Genomic DNA, 16624 nt, shown 5'->3' with positions numbered 1-16624 from the left:
AGGTCTCGACTAGCGTCGGTCGGCGAGCGCGCCCGCCGGCGGATCAAGGGGAGCGGCGGCCTCGGCGGAGGGCGGCAGGCCCTTCACCGTGATGTTCACGTCCCCCGCGGGACGCGCACCGGGCACGCCCAGGCTGGCGCGCGCCACGAAACGCTCGGTGGCGGGATTGATGCGATCCAGGAACGGCTGCGGCCTCAGGCCCATGACCACCACCAGCACCAGGAAGGGCAGCACGGTGACGAACTCCCGCGCGTTGAGATCCGTGAGGGCCTGGTTGTCGCGGTGGGTGAGGGGGCCGAAGAACACCTTCTGCACCATCCACAAGAGGTACACCGCGCCGAGGATGACGCCCACGGTGCCGAGCACCCCGAAGGCCACGCCCAGGCCGCTCTTGAAGGTGCCCAGCAGGATGAGGAACTCGCCCACGAAGCCGTTGGTGCCGGGCACCGCCAGCGACGAGAAGGTGAGCAGGAGGAAGGCCGTCGTGTACACGGGCACCACCTTGGCGATGCCGCCGTAGTCGGACATCAGCCGCGAGTGGCGCCGCTCCTGGAGGAAGCCGAACAGGAGGAACAGCGCGCCGGTGGACACGCCGTGGTTGAGCATCTGGTAGGCGCTGCCGCTGGCGCCCTCGCCCGTGAGCGCCACGAGGCCCAGCATGCAGTAGCCCAGGTGGCTCACCGACGAGTACGCGATGAGCTTCTTCACGTCCCGCTGCGCCAGGCACATGAGCGCGCCGTAGATGATGCCCACCACCGCCAGCGTCGCGAGCACCGGCCGGTGCTGGTGGGCCGCCGCCGGGAACAGGGGGATGGCGAAGCGCCAGAAGCCGTAGAGGCCGATCTTCGCCATGATGCCGGACAGGAGCGCCGACGCGCCCGCGGGCGCCTGCACGTAGGCGTCCGGCAGCCAGGTGTGCAGCGGGAAGAGCGGCACCTTGATGGCGAACGCCAGCGCGAAGGCGGCGAACAGCCACGGCCCCCAGCGGAAGAGGATGCCGCCCATGCCGTCGAGCCGTGTGCAGTCCCGGCCCACCGCGCTCACGCACGCGGCGATGTCACGGTTGGCCACCACCAGGCTGTTGTAGATGCTGGCGTAGTCGAAGGAGCGCGTGCCCGGGGTGCTGCTGATGAAGTAGAGCGCCACGATGGCCACCAGCATCAGCAGGGAGCCGGCCAGCGTGTAGAGGAAGAACTTGAGCGCCGCCGCCTGACGATCCTCGCCGCCCCACACGCCCACCAGCAGGTACATGGGGATGAGCATCGCCTCCCAGAAGACGTAGAAGAGCAGCACGTCCAGCGACACCAGCGCGCCCATCATCGCCACCTGCAGCAGCAGCAGCGACAGATGGAACTCCTTGACGCGCTCGGTGATGGACGTGCTCGAGGCGAGCACCACCACCGGGCCCAGGAACACCGTCAGGAGCACCAGGCTGATGGACAGGCCGTCCACGCCCACGTGGTAGCTGGCGCCGAGCTGGTCGAGCCACCGCACGCGGTACTCGAGCTGGAACTCGGAGCCCGAGGGCTCGAAGCGCGCGTAGGCCCAGATGCCGAGCACCAGGTCCACGGCCATGCCGATGAGCGTGACGGCGCGGATCTGTCCGCGCTCACCCGCGGGCAGGAGCGCCACGAGCACCGCGAAGAGCAGCGGCAGGTAGACGACGAGGTTGAGCAGATGGGTGTCGAAGAAGCTCAATTGAGCACCTGGATGATCGCGTAGACGGCACCACCGAGCAGGGCCAGGGCCATGACCGCGGCATAGACCTGGGCGTCTCCCGTCTGCAGGTAGCGCAGCGTGATACCGGTGAAGTTGGTGACCCACGCCGTGCCGTGCACCAGGACCCGGTCGATGAAGGCCTCCACCATCTTGAACACGAGGGTACCGAGCCCCTTGACCGGCCGGATGACGACGGCCTCGTAGACCTCATCCACGTAGAACTTGTTCTGCGTGAAGCGGCGCACCGAGCGGGCCCAGACCGGCGCCGGCATGCCCGCCCTCGAGGGGAAGTACTTGAGGTAGGCGAACGCCGCGAGGCCGCCGCCCACGAGCGCCGTGACCCACGCCACCAGGTAGTCGACGATGGAGGGCAGGCTGTGGTCCAGCTTCACCTGGCCGCCCCGGGCGGCGAGGCGCTCGGCGCTGGCGAACACGGGGCCCAGGAAGTTCTCCATGACCGGCTGGCGCACCCCATTGCGGCCCGGCATCAGCGGCAGCGCGTAGAACAGCGCCACGATGCTCAGGATGGCCAGCAACACGAGCGGCACCGTCATGTACCCGGAGCTCTCGTGGGCATGCGCCACGCGGGCCTCCTTGGAGCGCTCGCCCTCGAAGGTGAGCAGGTACACGCGCGTCATGTAGAAGGCCGTGCACACGGCGATGAGCAGGCCCAGGGCGTAGAGCGCGTTGGCCGCGCCCTCGAAGCCCACCAGGTGGTTGTGGTGCACGCCGTGCAGCAGGGCGTCCTTGGAGAAGAAGCCCGAGAGGGGAAAGATGCCGGTGATGGCCAGGGTGGCGACGGCGAACGTCCACCACGTGGTCTTCATCTCGCGGCGCAGGCCGCCCAGCTTCTTGATGTCCGTCTCGTCCCCGTTGCCGTGCATCACGCTGCCGGCGCCCAGGAAGAGGCACGCCTTGAAGAAGGCGTGGGTGACCAGGTGCAGCACCGCCGCCCAGAAGATGCCCGTGCCCACGCCCATGAACATCAGGCCCAGCTGCGACACGGTGGAGTAGGCGAGCACCTTCTTGATGTCGTCCTGCGCGAAGGCGATGAGCGCCGCGAGGAGCGCGGTGACGGCGCCGATGATGGCCACCGTCAGCATGGCCGTGGGGCTGAGCACCAGGAGGTAGCTCATGCGGCAGAACAGGTACACGCCCGCGGTCACCATCGTGGCCGCGTGGATGAGCGCGGAGACGGGCGTCGGGCCCGCCATGGCGTCCGGCAGCCAGACGTACAGCGGGAACTGGGCGCTCTTGCCCGCGGCGCCCAGGAGGAAGAGCAGCAGCGTCACCGTGAGCACGCCCCCGAAGGTGCGGCCCTCGAGCGGCCCCTGCGCGATGGGCGACTGCAGGGACAGCGCCGCGGCCGGGTTGCTCTCCGCCGTGACGGGCAGCGCGTTGGCCATGATCTCCAGGCCCATGAAGCTCAACGGACCCTTGAACGCCAGGCCCTCGGCGTAGCGCGTCTGGGCCGCCGAGGGGTCCACGCCCACGCTGGTGTAGTTGGCCGGGTTGGCCTGGCCCGTGAAGGCGCCCACCAGCAGCACGAGCAGGAAGGAGGCGATGAGGAAGGCGAAGTCGCCGATGCGGTTGGTGACGAACGCCTTGCGGCCCGCCCAGGCCTTGGCGGCGTCCGTGTACCAGAAACCGATGAGCAGGTAGCTGGCCAGGCCCACGCCCTCCCAGCCCACGAACAGGAGCACCAGGTTGTCGGCGAGCACCAGCGTGAGCATCGCCGCGACGAAGAGGTTGAGGTAGGCGAAGTAGCGCCAGCCGCTCTCGTCGTGCTCCATGTAGCTCGTGGAGTACAGGTGGATGAGGAAGCCCACGCCGGTGATGACCAGCAGCATGATGCCCGACAGGTGGTCCACCATCAGACCCAGGTTCACCCGGAAGTCCCCGGCGGCGAACCAGATGCCGTAGTCGTAGCCGATGCTGTAGCGCAGCGCGCTCGCGGAGAAGGGGTTCTCCATGCTCACCGGCAGGCCGCCCTGGGGCGCGTGGTTGACGCACCAGAAGGCGATGGCCGACAGCACGAACGCGCCGGCCACCGACGCGCACGCGATGAGGTGCACGTTGCCGCGGCCCAGCCGCTTGCCGAACACGCCACACACGAACGCCCCGAGCAGGGGCAGCGCGATGATGAGCCACAACGACTGCGCGAACTCGGCGGGCTCCACCGGCGCGGTCATGAAGAAGGACTTGAGGGCATCCATGGCGGACAGGGCTCTCTAGGGCGGAAGGAGGGTCCGGACCCTCAGTGTTTCATCGTCCGGATGTCTTCGATGTTGACGGTGCCGCGGCTGCGGAACACGGCGATGACGATGGCGAGCCCGATGGAGGCCTCCGCCGCCGCCACGGCGATCACGAAGAAGGCGGACACGTGGCCCGTCACATTCCCGTGCTGCTTGGCGAAGGCGAGGAACGTCAGGTTCGCCGCGTTGAGCATCAGCTCCACGCACATGAACACCACCAGGGCGTTGCGGCGCACGAGCACGCCGAACATGCCCAGGCAGAACAGGACGGCGGCGAGGATGAGGTAGTATTTGATGTCGACGGAGTTGGCCATGGCCGGTGGACGGAGGGCGGACGCGGGCCCGCCTTCTAGCAGAGGGTTGAAGGGGACGGACTCAAATCCGCGATTTGGCCACCACGACCGCGCCCACCATGCCCACCAGCAACAGCAGGCTGACGGCCTCGAAGGGCAACAGCCACTGGGTGAAGATGCTCTCTCCCACCCGCGCGAGCGTGCCGAAGCCCTCGCTCACCGCGCGCTGCCCGGACAGGGGCTCCACGTCCGGCAGGCGCCAGATGGCCATCACCAGCACCACCAGCAGCCCCGCGGCCGACACGCCGCCGGCCACGCGCGGCAGCGTCAGCAGCGGACCCGCCGCGCCCCCGGTGGACTCGCCCAGGTTGAGCAGCATGATGACGAACAGGAAGAGCACCATGATGGCGCCCGCGTAGACCATCACCTGCATCACCGCCACCGTGTGCGCCCACAGGAGCACGTAGATGCCGGCCAGGAAGAAGAACGTGGCCACCAGCGACATGGCGGAGCTGATGGGGCTCTTGGCGAAGATGACCAGCAGGGCCGACACCACCGTGAGGAGGGCGAAGGCTCCGAAGAGAACGTGCTCGATGCTCACGACCAGTCTCCCAGCGCGCCCCAGGGCTTGTCGCCGAACGGGCAGCGGTGCTCGCGGATGTGCGCCTCGAACTCGTCGCGAAAGCGCATGAGGAAGGAATGGGTGGGCAAGGCCGCGGCGTCGCCCAGCGCGCAGATGGTGTTGCCCAGGCCGATGGGCGGGTAGGGCGCGATGGAGGAGGCCACGTTGTACAGCTGGTCCACGTCTCCCGGCTCGCCCCGGCCCTCCTCGATCTTGCGCAGGATGCGCGTCTGCCACGGCGTGCCCTCGCGGCACGGCGTGCACTGACCGCACGACTCCTCGGCGTAGAAGCGCGCGATGCGCCACAGGCAGCGCACCATGCAGGTGGTGTCGTCCATGACGATGACCCCGCCGGAGCCCGCCATGGTCTGCTTCACCTTCACCGCCTCGAACTCCATGGCGATGTCCAGCTCGTCCGGGCTCAGGATGGGCGCCGAGGAGCCGCCGGGCACGATGGCCTTGATCTTCCGGCCCGCGGGCAGGCCCCGGCCGTACTTGTCCTCGAAGATGAGCTGGCTGAACGTCGTCTCCAGCGGCACCTCGTACACGCCCGGCCGGTTCACCGTGCCCGACAGGCAGATGAGGCGCGTGCCGCCCGACTTGTCCGTGCCCAGGCCCGCGTACCAGGCCGCGCCCCGGGTGAACACGTGCGGCACGCTGGCGAGCGTCTCCACGTTGTTGACCACCGTGGGGCAGCCGAACAGGCCCACCACCGCGGGGAACGGCGGCTTGAGCCGGGGCCAGCCCTTCTTGCCCTCGAGGCTCTCGAGCAGCGCCGTCTCCTCGCCGCAGATGTAGGCGCCCGCGCCGCGCACCAGGTACACGTCCAGCGCGTAGTCCTTGCCCAGGAGCGTCTTGCCGAAGATGCCCGCCGCGTACGCCTCCTTGATGGCCGCCTGCAGGCGCTCCGCGGGGAACTTGAACTCGCCGCGCAGGTACACGTAGCAGGTGTGCACGTTGAGCGAGTAGGACGCGATCGCGATGCCCTCGAGCAGCATGTGCGGGTCATGCGTGAGGATGTTGCGGTCCTTGAACGTCCCCGGCTCGGACTCGTCGCCGTTGACGGCGAGGTACTTGGGCTTGGGGTTGTTCTGCGGAACGAAGCTCCACTTGAGGCCCGTGGGGAAGCCCGCGCCGCCGCGGCCCCGCAGATTCGACTTCTTCACCTCGTCGATGATCTGCGCCTGCGTGAGCTCCAGCGCCTTCTCGAGCCCCTTGTAGCCCCCGCGCTTCTTGTACGAGTCCATCGTCCAGGACTGGGGCTGACCCCAGCCGGTCGAGATGACGGGTTCGAATGCCGTTGTCGCCATGGAAATCAGATCCCTTGATGCAGTGGGTCAGGAGAGCTTGCTGAAGAGGGCGTCGAGCTTGGCCCGGTCGAGGTTGTCGTGGTGGTCCTCGTTGACTTGCAGGCAGGGCGCCGTGCCACAGGAGGCCAGGCACTCGGTCTCGCGCAGGGTGAAGAGCGCGTTGGCCTCACCGGCCTTGAGGCCGAGCTTGCGCTCCAGATAGGCGAGCATCTGCTCCGCGCCCCTGAGGGCACAGGGCAGATTCGTGCAGACGTCGATGACGTACTTGCCCGGCTTCTTGAGGTGATACATCACGTAGAAGCTCGCCACCTCGTAGGCGCGCTCGGGCCGCACTTCCAGTGCGCTCGCCACCAACTTGATGCCTTCAGGGGGCAGCCATCCCTTGATGTCCTGCAGCACCCGAAGCGCTGGCAACATGCCTGCGCTCTTCCGATCCGGAGGGTAGTGCGACAGGATCTCGGAGATCTGCGCATCGAACTTCTTCTGCTCTTCAGGGGTGAACAGGAGCTCCGCCATGGCGGGGCGGTTCGTAAGTCCCTGACGCCCGCGTTGTCAACATAAACCCACGGCGCTACACTGCGCCGCATCAGCGAAAATCCGAGCGATTTCAACACTTTGTTATGAATCGGGGATCAGAAGATAAACGAGAGGAGCCCCGAGTGCCGCTCGTGCTGCGGGTTCGGTTTCCGGATCAGTCCCGCATGGCGGAGGTGACGGAGAATCTGTCGCGCGGAGGAATCTTCGTGCAGACGGATCGTTCGTTCACCCAGGGCCAGCAGGTGGGCTTGGCACTTTCTTTCCCGGGGCTGGTGGATCCGGTAGAAGTCGTGGGAACGGTGGCCTGGGTACGGCCCGTGTCGCCCGAGGCCCCGGCGGGAGTGGGCATCCGGGTGGTGCGCGATGAGGACCGGCAGCGATTGGGTGACATCTTGAGTGCATCAGGACAGACCCGCCCATCGGACCGCGCGACCCACCCCGCGGAGGGCTATCGCGTCCTCATCGTCGAGGACAACCCGCACATCATCGAGATGTACAGCTACGTGCTCAAGAAGCTGGCGAGCGGCGAGCTGGGAGGGCAGATCCCCCTGGAGGTGCATTTCTCCCCGGACGGCCACCATGCCCTGCAGGCCCTGCGCTCCAGCCGCTTCAGTCTGGTGATGACGGACCTGTACATGCCGGTGATGGATGGCTTCGCCCTCATCGAGCGCATCCGCGCCGAGGAGGCCCTGCGCTCCATTCCCGTGGTGGCCATCTCCGCGGGGGGCCCCGAGGCCCGCGAGCGCGCCATGCAGCTCGGGGTGGACATCTACCTGCGCAAGCCGGTGCGCTTCCAGGAAGTGCTGGAGACGGTGAAGCAGCTGCTCCACATCGCCTGAAGCGCCCCTGAAGCGCCCCTGAAGCGCCCCTGAAAAGCCCCCCGCCGATTCTCCGACGGGGAGTGTGGGGCGTTGATTGGACGGCGGACGCTGACAGCGTAGAGTCCGCCCCCCATGCCCACGCCCCCCATCCACCGCGACACCGTCTGCGGCGAGGCGCTGTTCATCCTCCAGAGCCTGAGGGAGAACGGCCGGTTGGGCCGCTCGAACAAGCTGGCCGATGTGAAGGCCACCCTCGAGCCGTCCGTCTCGCTGGAGTTCGACAGCTACTACCTCTTCCTGCGCAAGTACCACTACATCAGCCTGGACCCCCGCGAGGCCCAGCTCCGCCTGACCGAGCTGGGAGAGCGGGCGGTGGACGGGGGTCAGCACGAGCAGTTCATCCAGCCGGTGGAGGAGTTCTTCGCCGAGCAGCTGGGCCTGTCCGAAGCCGCCGCGCTGCTCGCCGAGGAGATGAACGCCCGCCGGCCGCCGCCGCCGCCCGACAGCATGCTCGAGGAGGGGAAGCGGAGCGCGGAGCCGCCGGCCCTGCCTCGCGCGCGTCCCTCCGGGGCCTTCGCGGTGGAGCCGTCCGCTTCCGCCGCGCCGCCCTCGGTGCCCGTTTCCGCTCCCGCCGTGGCTCCGTCCGCTCCCATGACTCCTCCCCCCGCCGTGTCCGCTTCGCCCGTGTCCTCCGCGCCCGCGTCCAAGGGCGCCGAGCTGTTGGATCAGCGCTACCAGAAGCTCGACACCATCGGCGCGGGTCCGCTGGGCACCACCAGCAAGGGCCGCTTCAACGCGCTGGGGCTCGACATCTGCGTGAAGGAGCTCAAGGACATCTTCGGCTACTTCTCCTTCCTGCAGCGCGGGGAGGTGCTCAAGCGGCTCAAGCGCGAGCTGTGCGCCCAGGCCCAGGTGCGCCACCCCGGCATCGTGCAGGTGCTGGACCAGAACACCGAGACGGCGCGGCCCTACTTCGTGCTCGAGCTCTTGCAGGGCAACCTCAAGCACGAGCTGGAGCAGGGCGGGGGCAAGGGCGTGCCCGTGCCCTTCGCCCAGCGCTGCTTCCTGCAACTGGCCTACGCGCTGCGCGCCGCGCACGCCGTGGGCCTCACCCACCACAACCTCAAGCCGGAGAACGTGCTCTTCGACCTGCACGGCAACGCGAAGCTGGGCGACTTCGGCCTGAGCCGCGTGGTGGAGCAGGACTCGTCCAAGGGCCTGCCCCAGGTGTTCGTGGGCGCCGGCGGCATGGTGTACCTGGCGCCCGAGCTGCTCCAGCCCCACCGGGCCAAGGAGGCGGGTCCCGCGTCGGACGTCTACGGCCTGGGCATCCTGCTCTACGAGATGCTCACCGGGCAGATTCCCGGCCGCCGCTCGCCCTTGCCCTCCGAGGTCAACCCCGAGGCCCCCGCCGGCCTGGACGCCATCTTCGACAAGATGACCCAGGACAAGGTGGAGCAGCGCTACCCGGACCTCGATGCCATGCTCGAGGAGTTCTACAAGGCCTTCCCCGAGGCGCCCTTCCTCACCAAGGGCGATCTCATCCTCTCCTCGGAACCGCGCTAGCGCCGCGAGCCGCCATGTCCTCCCGTGCCCCGTCCTCCGAAGCGCTCCTGCTCACCCTCACCGGCCGGGACCAGCCGGGCATCACCGCCCGGCTGACGGGCCTGCTCGCGGACCAGGGCGTGGTCCTGCTGGACCTCGAGCAGGTGACGGTGCGCGGCCAGCTCACCCTGTGTCTGGTGGTGCGCCCGCCCGAGGCGCCGGGCGCGCGCGAGGCCCTGGCCGCCGCCGTCCAGGCGCTGGGGCTCTCCCTGGATGTCTCTCCCGCGCCCGCCGAGGAGGGCCTCGTCGCCAGCCGCCATGTCGTCACCCTGGTGGGCCGCTCGCTCGGGGCCCGCGAGGTGCACGCGGTGACGGAGCGGCTGGCCCAGCATGGGGCCCACATCGTGCGGCTCCACCGGTTGTCCGACGTGGAGCCCGGCTCGCTGGAGCTGCACGTCACGCTGCCGCCCGGCCACGCGTCCCAGCCGCTGCGGCGCTCGCTGCTGGAGCTGGCCATGTCCACGACGGCCTTCGACGTGGCCTTGCAGCCGGAGGGCCTCTACCGGCGCGCCAAGCGGCTGGTGGTGATGGACATGGACTCCACGCTCATCCGCATCGAGGTCATCGACGAGCTGGCGCGCGCGCACGGCGTGGGCGAGCAGGTGTCGCGCATCACCGAGCGCGCCATGCACGGGGAGATGGACTACGACGAGTCCCTGCGCCAGCGCGTGGCGCTGCTCGCCGGTCTGGACGAGCGGGTGCTGCGCGACCTCGCGGCCCGCCTGCCCCTGACGGAGGGCGCCGAGACGCTCATCCGCGTGCTCAAGCGCCTGGGCTACCGCACCGCCATCCTCAGCGGCGGCTTCTCCGTGGCGGCCGAGGCGCTCCAGGCCCGGCTCGGCATCGACGCGGCGCACTCCAACGTCCTGGAGGTGGTGGACGGCAAGCTCACGGGCCGCACCCTGGGACCCATCGTCAACGCGCGGCGCAAGGCGGAGCTGCTGGAGCAGATCGCCCACGAGCAGGGCCTCCTGCGCGAGCAGGTCATCGCCGTGGGCGATGGCGCCAATGACTTGTTGATGCTCGAGCGCGCGGGGCTGGGCATCGCCTTTCGCGCCAAGCCCAAGCTGCGCCAGGCGGCCGCCGCCTCCATCTCCGCGGGCGGGTTGGACACCATCCTCTACCTCCTGGGCCTCACCGCGCGGGAGGTCCAGGAGGTGCGCGACTAGCTGCCCTGCGAGGCGCGCATGCGCGCGGCGAGCTCGCGCTGCTGAAACTGCTGCTTCTCCAGGAGCAGCTCCAGGAGCGCCCGGAGGATCTTCGAGCTCTTCTCCTGGTTCTGCTGCACCGCCTGCAGCCGCTGCATCTCCTCGGCGGAGAACGCCTCGGCGGCGGGCGGCGAGGCGTTGAGGATCTCATCGAGCAGGTCCGACGCGCTCGTCGACAGGCTCGGACGCGCGGGCATGGGGGCGCTGGGCGCCGCCTGGCGGGCCGCGTTCTCCCGGGCCACGTTCGGCGCGATGTCGGTGATGGCCTTCATCACCGTCTTGCCGCTCATGTCGACGATCTTGAACTCGTCCTCGTCCCCGCCGGACTTCTTGCCCGTGGGGGCGCGCACGTTGCCCGCCGACTGGGACGGCTCCATGTTGCGGTAGTGCCGCTGGATGGCGTTCTCGATCTCCCGGTCGCCCGCCACCACGGTGATGACGCGGGTGCGGCTCAGGGCGGCCACCTTGTCGATGGTCGCCAGGTCCGTGGGGTCCGCCATGGCCAGCACGAGCGTCTTGCCGTTGTCGCGCAGGGACACCGGGAAGATGCCCTTCTGCTCGGCGAAGGTGACGTCCAGTTTGGCGAGCGCTCCCGCGTCCTTGGTGGTGCCTAGCTGCATGCGCTGCATGCCGAGCCCATCGGCCACGGCCTGGGTGAGGGTGTCCTCGGCGGTGATGCCCATGTCGCTGATGATGCGCGTGAGGCGGCCGCCCCACTGGTCATGCTGGGCGAGCGCGCTGCGCAGCTGCATCTCGTCGATGACCCGGGCCTTGACGAGAATCTCTCCGATACGGTTGCGAGGTGAGGCCATGCTCCTCAGTGTAAGGGGGATGCTGGCCGGAGTCGCGTTTCGATGCCCCACCGCTTCCCCGATTGCCTCCGCGAGGGCGTGACGCTCTTCGACACGGGCGCCTTCCACGCGGCCCACGACGTCTGGGAGGACGGCTGGCGCGTGGCCGAGGGGCCCCGGCGCGCGCTCCTGCAGGGCCTCATCCTCGTGGCGGCGGGCTGGCTCAAACGCGAGGCGGGCAACCAGGTGGGCCCCCCGCGGCTCTTCTCCCGAGCACTCGACAGGCTGTCGTCGTTGCCCGCCCGGTACGAGGGCGTGGACGTGGAGGGTTTACGCCACGGCATCTCCTACTGGCGTACGGGTGAGCACACCGACAGGCCCCTGCTCGCCCGGTGGGTCACCCCGGAGCAAGGAGCGTCTGATGCAACCCTTCGCCGATGAGCAGTCCCATCAGTGCCCGTATTGCGGTGAGGCCGTGGACGTATCGGCCGACCCCGTGGGGGTCTCCTCGGAGACGTATACGGAGGACTGCCCGGTGTGCTGCCGGCCCTGGGTGGTGCACGTCTCGCGCGAGGAGGACGCCGTCTCCATTTCCCTCGGGCGCGAGGACGACTGAGCGGCGTGGCTTGACACGTTCCGAAGCATGGTTCTCTTGGATGTGTGAGTCGCGGGGCGGCTCACGAACCCGAAAGTTCAATCTCAACCGCGTGCCGCGGCTCCGTGAGGAGTGCGGCGCGAACAGGAGACGTCCATGCAGAACAGCCGTTGGAACCCGTTCGAGACGAGCAATGGTGCCGTGGCGCTGGGCCCTCTGGTGATGAGGGAGTTCGACCAGCTCTTCCGTGACCTGTCCGTGCGCCAGACGGGCGCGCGCGAATTCATCCCCGCCGCCGACATCTTCGAGAGCGCCGAGGGCATCACCCTGCAGGTGGACCTGCCGGGCCACGACGCCAAGAGCATCCAGGTGCGCGTGGAGAACGACACGCTGACGCTCACGTCCGAGCGCAAGCGCGACCCCTCCGCCGAGACCCAGAAGACCGAGGGCGCGCGCCGCCTGGAGCGCGGCTTCGGCGTGTACACGCGCTCCTTCGCGCTGCCGCGCACGGTGGACGCGTCGCGCGTGGAGGCCCGCTACGACAACGGCGTGCTCACCCTGACGCTGCCGCGTCGGGAGGAGACCAAGCCGCGCGTGGTGGAAGTGAAGGTGAATGGCTAGGCCGGGAAGGAGCGAGCCCCCTCGGGGGCTCGCTTCCTCCTGTCGGACGAAGCCCGCATCGCGCATGCGCCGCCCACCAGGGCCGCCAGAAGGGGGCCCTGGGGTGGCGCGCGTCGCGCCTAGCGCTTGAGCGCGTCCTGCGCGGTGCCGCCGAGCGCCAGCGGCACGCGGAACAAGTCCAGCACCTGCTGCACGTCCAGGGGCTTGGGCAGGCACGCCACGGCGCCGGCCTGCTTGGACTGCTCCACCACGTCGCTCGAGTGGGCGGACGTCATGGTGATGAGCCGCACGCCCTCCATCTGCTTGCGCGCGCGGATGCGGCGGCAGACCTCGATGCCGTCGATGTCGGGCATGTTCAAGTCGATGAGCATGCCGTGGGGCTTCTGCTCGGACACCAGCAGGAGCGCCTCGACGCCGCTGGTGGTCGTCTGCAGTTCCACCTGGTTGGCGTACGGCTTGAACGCACGCTTGATGGCATCCAGGACCTGGCGCTCGTCATCCACCACCAACAGGCGCACGGTGCTGCTGCCCAACTCCTCGGGCACCGGCATCTGATGGGTGATGAGGAACGTGCGCAGATCCGCCGAGCGCACCCGCCGGTGACCACCCGGTGTCCGGAACGCCATGAGGATTCCGCGATCGATCCACTTGCTCACCGTGGACGGGTCCACCTGGAGCAACCGACTGATGTCGTGGGTCGTGTAGAGCTGATCCGTCATCGAACTCCCCTCACTCTGCCCTGCTTCATTCCGGCCTTCATAGGATAGGACACCTACCGGGGAAGCGAAAATTCTTTGCTTTCACAACTTGACAGCTTGTAGGGCCTCGGGGGCCTTCATGTGTTGAACGGTGGCTTCCCACTGCCCCGTCGCCCTCAAGCACAACTCGACCAGCTCACGCGCGGCGCCCTGACCACCCCGGTTGCGCGCGATGTAATGCACTTCCTGCCGCACCTCGGAGGCCGCGTCCGCCGGGCAGGCCGACAGCCCCGCCAGGCCCAAGGGTCCCAGGTCGTTGATGTCATCTCCCATGTAGGCGCACTCCTCGGGCGCGACCGCGAGCTGGGTGAGCAGCTCGCGAAAGCCCGCGGTCTTGTCCTTGCGACCCTGGAAGATGACGGAGACGCCCAGCTCACGGCCCCGCGTTTCCACGATGGAGGAGGAGCGCGCGGTGAGGATGGCGGTGCGCAGACCCGCGTGCCTCGCCATCACCAGCCCGTGCCCGTCCTTCACGTCGAAGCGCTTCATGAGCTCGCCCCCATCGCCGTAGTACAGCCCGCCGTCCGTGAGGACGCCGTCCACGTCGAACACGAGTACCCGAACGCGGCGCGCGCGCTCCGTCAACTCGTCCCGGCTGGGTTTGGGCAGCTCCGTCATGTCGTGACCCTTGGATTCCCCTTGGCCGACTTCGATTCGCTAGGCCGGCTCGTGCCCGAGGGCACGTCGGATAGCGAGTACCTGACGTAGCACGTCCTCGAACATCTGGGGGGACAGTGAACACGGTCCGTCACACAAGGCACGGTCCGGGTCTTCATGCACTTCCGTGAAAAGCGCGTCTATACCGGCCGCCGCGGCGGACCGCGCGAGCAGCGAGACGAACTTCCGTTCCCCGCCAGTCTGGCCATCCCCGGAAGACGGGAGCTGGACGGAGTGGGTGGCGTCGAAGCAGACGACGAGGCCGGCCTCGCGCATCTGGGCGAAGCCGCGCATGTCGACCACGAGGTTGTTGTAGCCGAAGGTGGCGCCGCGCTCGGTGACGAGCACGTTGGGGTTGCCCGTCTCCACGGCCTTGCGGGCCGAGTGGACGATGTCCTTGGGGGCCACGAACTGGCCCTTCTTGAGGTTGACGCCCTTGCCCGTGCGGGCCACGGCCTCCACGAGGTCCGTCTGGCGGCAGAGGAAGGCGGGAATCTGGATGATGTCCACCACCTCGGCCGCGGGGCCCACGTGGCTCGTCTCGTGGACGTCGGTGAGGATGGGCACGCCGACTTCCCGCTTGATGCGCTCCAGGATGCGCAGGCCTTCCTTGAGGCCGGGGCCGCGGAAGGACTTGCCGCTCGTGCGGTTGGCCTTGTCGTAGGAGCACTTGAAGGCGTAGGGCACGCCCAGCCGCGACGTCATCTCCTTGAGCAGGCGCGCGTGGCGCAGCGCCATGTCCTCGGACTCGATGCTGTCCGGGCCGGCGATGACGAAGAGCTTCTGGCCCGCGCCCACCGTGTGGCCGCACAGTTGGATGGTGCTCATGCCTGGGTCCTCGCCCCGTCACGCTGCGCGAGCGCCGCGCGGATGAAGCCGGAGAAGAGCGGGTGGGGCGCGAAGGGCTTGCTCTTGAACTCCGGGTGGAACTGGCAGCCCACGAAGTAGGGGTGGCCGGGCAGCTCGATCATCTCCACGAGGTTGAGCTCGGGGTTGTGGCCGGACACCACGAGTCCCGCCTCCTGCATGCGGCCGCGGTAGAGGTTGTTCACCTCGTAGCGGTGGCGGTGGCGCTCGTGGATGATGTCCTCGCCGTAGAGCTGGTGCGCGAGCGAGTCCGGCTTGAGCGCGCAGGAATAGGTGCCCAGGCGCATGGTGCCGCCCTTGTCCTGCACCTTCACCTGGCTCTCCATGAGCGTCACCACCGGGTGCGGGGTGTGCTCGTTGAACTCGAGCGAGTTGGCGCCCGCGAGCCCCAGCACGTGGCGGCTGAACTCCACCACCGCCATCTGCAGGCCCAGGCAGATGCCGAAGAAGGGCACGCGCTTTTCCCGCGCGTACCTCACCGCGGAGATCTTCCCCTCGGTGCCGCGCACGCCGAAGCCGCCGGGCACGAGGATGGCGTCCACGTCCCCGAGGATCTTCTCCGGGCCCTTGTCCTCCACCTCCTGCGAGTCCACGAAGCGCAGGTTCACCTTCACGTCGTTGGCGATGCCGCCGTGCATCAGGGCCTCGTTGAGGCTCTTGTAGCTCTCCTTGAGGTCCACGTACTTGCCGACCATGGCGATGGTGACCTCGCCCCGGCCCGGCGCGTACACCTTGCGGCAGATGTCCTCCCAGCGCTCGAGCCGGGGCGCCCGGCTCCAGATGTTGAGCGTCTCGGTGAGCCGCTCGTCCAGGCCCTGGCGGTGCAGCTCCAGGGGCAGCTCGTAGATGCTGCGCACGTCCGGCGAGGTGAACACGTTGCCCGGTTCCACGTTGCAGAACATGGCGATCTTGTCCTTGAGCTCGCGCGAGATCTCCCGGTCCGTGCGGCAGATGAGGAAGTCGGGCTGGATGCCGATCTCCCGCAGCTTCATCACCGAGTGCTGGGTGGGCTTGGTCTTCACCTCGCCCGCGGCGCCGATGTACGGCAGCAGCGTCAGGTGGATGTAGATGGTGTTGCCCGCGCCCACGTCGTAGCGCATCTGGCGGATGGCCTCGAGGAAGGGCAGGGACTCGATGTCGCCCACCGTGCCGCCCACCTCGACGATGACCACGTCCACGCCCTGCGCCGCCTGGCGGATGCAGGACTTGATCTCATCGGTGATGTGCGGAATCACCTGGACGGTCTTGCCCAGGTACTCGCCCCGGCGCTCCTTCTGGATGACGGAGTGGTAGATGCGCCCGGTGGTGAAGTTGTTGAGCCGGGACATGCGCGCGTTGGTGAACCGCTCGTAATGCCCCAGATCCATGTCGGTCTCGCCGCCGTCGTCGGTGACGAAGACCTCGCCATGCTGGAACGGGCTCATGGTGCCCGGATCGATGTTGATGTACGGGTCGAGCTTGAGCAGGGTGAGATCGAGCCCGCGGTTCTCCAGCAGGGCGCCGATGGACGCGGACGCGAGCCCCTTGCCCAGCGAGCTCACGACGCCGCCGGTCACGAAGATGAACTTGGTCTTCTTGGAGCGCATGGCCCTTCCTGCCAAGAGAGGCCCGGGGCGTCAATGTTTTGTCCGTCCCGGGCCCCGGGCGCACCCGTCCGCCAGGACGGCCAGTGCGGGGCCGCGTCAGTCCTGGCCCTGGCTCCGGGGCCGGCTCTCGGCGTAGTCGCGGGCCTGGGGCACGGCGCCCCGTTGGTTCTTCAGCGGGCAGTGACGGCACGTCCAGCCATCCCAGGCGCGCTTCACCGCCAGGTGCAGGCAGGCGTCATAGTTGTAACAGAACAGATTGCGTTGGACCTCCACCACCGATTCGTCGCGCAAGGCGGAAGGCAGCGGGCTCGGACAGGGCGTGATGGACAAGTCGGGTCTCCAGCGAATGAAACGAAACCGTCCCCCCTCGTAGGGCGTG

The 16624-nt window shown here is 68.5% G+C and carries 18 protein-coding genes; 6 read left to right on the top strand and 12 right to left on the bottom strand.

Going from position 1 to position 16624, the window contains the following annotated elements:
- Window positions 1-9 precede the first annotated feature (9 nt).
- The 6 genes from I3V78_RS36155 to I3V78_RS36130 form a co-directional block, all read right to left on the bottom strand.
- Window positions 10-1698 (bottom strand): complex I subunit 4 family protein, encoded by a 1689-nt coding sequence (locus I3V78_RS36155; RefSeq protein ID WP_204495154.1) that lies wholly within the window; start codon window positions 1696-1698, stop codon window positions 10-12.
- Window positions 1695-3935 (bottom strand): NADH-quinone oxidoreductase subunit L, encoded by a 2241-nt coding sequence (gene nuoL / locus I3V78_RS36150; RefSeq protein ID WP_204495135.1) that lies wholly within the window; start codon window positions 3933-3935, stop codon window positions 1695-1697. Before nuoL ends, I3V78_RS36155 begins: the two co-directional genes overlap by 4 nt.
- Before the next feature lie 41 nt (window positions 3936-3976).
- Complete coding sequence (gene nuoK, locus I3V78_RS36145) at window positions 3977-4288, bottom strand: NADH-quinone oxidoreductase subunit NuoK (protein WP_204495132.1); 312 nt, start codon at window positions 4286-4288, stop codon at window positions 3977-3979.
- A 61-nt stretch (window positions 4289-4349) separates the two neighbouring features.
- On the bottom strand, window positions 4350-4868 hold the full coding sequence (locus I3V78_RS36140; RefSeq protein ID WP_204495130.1) for an NADH-quinone oxidoreductase subunit J: 519 nt from the start codon (window positions 4866-4868) through the stop codon (window positions 4350-4352).
- On the bottom strand, window positions 4865-6199 hold the full coding sequence (gene nuoF, locus I3V78_RS36135) for an NADH-quinone oxidoreductase subunit NuoF (RefSeq protein WP_204495128.1): 1335 nt from the start codon (window positions 6197-6199) through the stop codon (window positions 4865-4867). The genes I3V78_RS36140 and nuoF overlap by 4 nt, the downstream gene beginning before the upstream one ends.
- A 27-nt stretch (window positions 6200-6226) precedes the next feature.
- Window positions 6227-6715, bottom strand: coding sequence for an NADH-quinone oxidoreductase subunit NuoE family protein (locus tag I3V78_RS36130; RefSeq protein ID WP_204495126.1), 489 nt, complete (start codon window positions 6713-6715; stop codon window positions 6227-6229).
- A 104-nt stretch (window positions 6716-6819) separates the two neighbouring features.
- Here I3V78_RS36130 and I3V78_RS36125 point away from each other — a divergent pair, with 104 nt between their 5' ends.
- The 3 genes from I3V78_RS36125 (at window position 6820) to serB (ending at window position 10331) form a co-directional block, all read left to right on the top strand.
- Window positions 6820-7575, top strand: coding sequence for a TIGR02266 family protein (locus I3V78_RS36125; protein WP_204495124.1), 756 nt, complete (start codon window positions 6820-6822; stop codon window positions 7573-7575).
- Between the two features lie 114 nt (window positions 7576-7689).
- Window positions 7690-9123, top strand: a complete 1434-nt coding sequence (locus tag I3V78_RS36120; protein ID WP_204495122.1) for a serine/threonine-protein kinase — start codon at window positions 7690-7692, stop codon at window positions 9121-9123.
- Window positions 9124-9137: 14 nt separating this feature from the next.
- Window positions 9138-10331, top strand: a complete 1194-nt coding sequence (gene serB, locus I3V78_RS36115) for a phosphoserine phosphatase SerB (RefSeq protein ID WP_204495120.1) — start codon at window positions 9138-9140, stop codon at window positions 10329-10331.
- Here the strand turns inward: serB and I3V78_RS36110 are convergent.
- Window positions 10328-11182, bottom strand: coding sequence for a GspE/PulE/PilB domain-containing protein (locus I3V78_RS36110; RefSeq protein WP_204495118.1), 855 nt, complete (start codon window positions 11180-11182; stop codon window positions 10328-10330). The genes serB and I3V78_RS36110 overlap by 4 nt on opposite strands.
- A gap of 42 nt (window positions 11183-11224) precedes the next feature.
- Between I3V78_RS36110 and I3V78_RS36105 the strand changes: the two genes are divergently transcribed.
- From I3V78_RS36105 to I3V78_RS36095, 3 genes are all read left to right on the top strand, one after another.
- On the top strand, window positions 11225-11602 hold the full coding sequence (locus I3V78_RS36105) for a DUF309 domain-containing protein (RefSeq protein ID WP_204495116.1): 378 nt from the start codon (window positions 11225-11227) through the stop codon (window positions 11600-11602).
- Window positions 11583-11777, top strand: a complete 195-nt coding sequence (locus I3V78_RS36100) for a zinc ribbon domain-containing protein (protein ID WP_204495113.1) — start codon at window positions 11583-11585, stop codon at window positions 11775-11777. The genes I3V78_RS36105 and I3V78_RS36100 overlap by 20 nt, the downstream gene beginning before the upstream one ends.
- A gap of 135 nt (window positions 11778-11912) precedes the next feature.
- On the top strand, window positions 11913-12377 hold the full coding sequence (locus tag I3V78_RS36095) for an Hsp20/alpha crystallin family protein (protein ID WP_204495111.1): 465 nt from the start codon (window positions 11913-11915) through the stop codon (window positions 12375-12377).
- Window positions 12378-12496: 119 nt separating this feature from the next.
- Here the strand turns inward: I3V78_RS36095 and I3V78_RS36090 are convergent, their stop codons facing one another.
- From I3V78_RS36090 to I3V78_RS36070, 5 genes are all read right to left on the bottom strand, one after another.
- Window positions 12497-13096, bottom strand: a complete 600-nt coding sequence (locus I3V78_RS36090; protein WP_204495109.1) for a response regulator — start codon at window positions 13094-13096, stop codon at window positions 12497-12499.
- A gap of 81 nt (window positions 13097-13177) precedes the next feature.
- Entirely contained in the window at window positions 13178-13753 is a 576-nt protein-coding gene (locus tag I3V78_RS36085; RefSeq protein WP_204495107.1) for a KdsC family phosphatase, read from the bottom strand.
- 39 nt (window positions 13754-13792) lie between these two features.
- Window positions 13793-14620 (bottom strand): 3-deoxy-8-phosphooctulonate synthase, encoded by an 828-nt coding sequence (gene kdsA, locus I3V78_RS36080; protein WP_204495104.1) that lies wholly within the window; start codon window positions 14618-14620, stop codon window positions 13793-13795.
- Window positions 14617-16245, bottom strand: coding sequence for a CTP synthase (locus I3V78_RS36075; protein WP_204495102.1), 1629 nt, complete (start codon window positions 16243-16245; stop codon window positions 14617-14619). Before I3V78_RS36075 ends, kdsA begins: the two co-directional genes overlap by 4 nt.
- Window positions 16246-16341: 96 nt before the next feature.
- On the bottom strand, window positions 16342-16575 hold the full coding sequence (locus I3V78_RS36070) for a hypothetical protein (RefSeq protein WP_204495100.1): 234 nt from the start codon (window positions 16573-16575) through the stop codon (window positions 16342-16344).
- Window positions 16576-16624 lie beyond the last annotated feature (49 nt).

This window comes from Archangium primigenium (assembly GCF_016904885.1).
In the GTDB taxonomy this organism is placed as follows: domain Bacteria; phylum Myxococcota; class Myxococcia; order Myxococcales; family Myxococcaceae; genus Cystobacter; species Cystobacter primigenius.
Note: the sequence above shows the minus strand (reverse complement) of the source record. Positions and strands in the feature narration are given on the sequence as shown.

What these genes read in the sequence shown, in the direction of transcription:
- nuoL (WP_204495135.1), bottom strand. Translation starts at nt 3,935, where the DNA reads ATGGATGCCCTCAAGTCCTTCTTCATGACCGCGCCGGTGGAGCCCGCC.
- nuoK (WP_204495132.1), bottom strand. Translation starts at nt 4,288, where the DNA reads ATGGCCAACTCCGTCGACATCAAATACTACCTCATCCTCGCCGCCGTC.
- nuoF (WP_204495128.1), bottom strand. Translation starts at nt 6,199, where the DNA reads ATGGCGACAACGGCATTCGAACCCGTCATCTCGACCGGCTGGGGTCAG.
- I3V78_RS36130 (WP_204495126.1), bottom strand. Translation starts at nt 6,715, where the DNA reads ATGGCGGAGCTCCTGTTCACCCCTGAAGAGCAGAAGAAGTTCGATGCG.
- I3V78_RS36125 (WP_204495124.1), top strand. Translation starts at nt 6,820, where the DNA reads ATGAATCGGGGATCAGAAGATAAACGAGAGGAGCCCCGAGTGCCGCTC.
- I3V78_RS36120 (WP_204495122.1), top strand. Translation starts at nt 7,690, where the DNA reads ATGCCCACGCCCCCCATCCACCGCGACACCGTCTGCGGCGAGGCGCTG.
- serB (WP_204495120.1), top strand. Translation starts at nt 9,138, where the DNA reads ATGTCCTCCCGTGCCCCGTCCTCCGAAGCGCTCCTGCTCACCCTCACC.
- I3V78_RS36110 (WP_204495118.1), bottom strand. Translation starts at nt 11,182, where the DNA reads ATGGCCTCACCTCGCAACCGTATCGGAGAGATTCTCGTCAAGGCCCGG.
- I3V78_RS36105 (WP_204495116.1), top strand. Translation starts at nt 11,225, where the DNA reads ATGCCCCACCGCTTCCCCGATTGCCTCCGCGAGGGCGTGACGCTCTTC.
- I3V78_RS36100 (WP_204495113.1), top strand. Translation starts at nt 11,583, where the DNA reads ATGCAACCCTTCGCCGATGAGCAGTCCCATCAGTGCCCGTATTGCGGT.
- I3V78_RS36095 (WP_204495111.1), top strand. Translation starts at nt 11,913, where the DNA reads ATGCAGAACAGCCGTTGGAACCCGTTCGAGACGAGCAATGGTGCCGTG.
- I3V78_RS36090 (WP_204495109.1), bottom strand. Translation starts at nt 13,096, where the DNA reads ATGACGGATCAGCTCTACACGACCCACGACATCAGTCGGTTGCTCCAG.
- I3V78_RS36085 (WP_204495107.1), bottom strand. Translation starts at nt 13,753, where the DNA reads ATGACGGAGCTGCCCAAACCCAGCCGGGACGAGTTGACGGAGCGCGCG.
- kdsA (WP_204495104.1), bottom strand. Translation starts at nt 14,620, where the DNA reads ATGAGCACCATCCAACTGTGCGGCCACACGGTGGGCGCGGGCCAGAAG.
- I3V78_RS36075 (WP_204495102.1), bottom strand. Translation starts at nt 16,245, where the DNA reads ATGCGCTCCAAGAAGACCAAGTTCATCTTCGTGACCGGCGGCGTCGTG.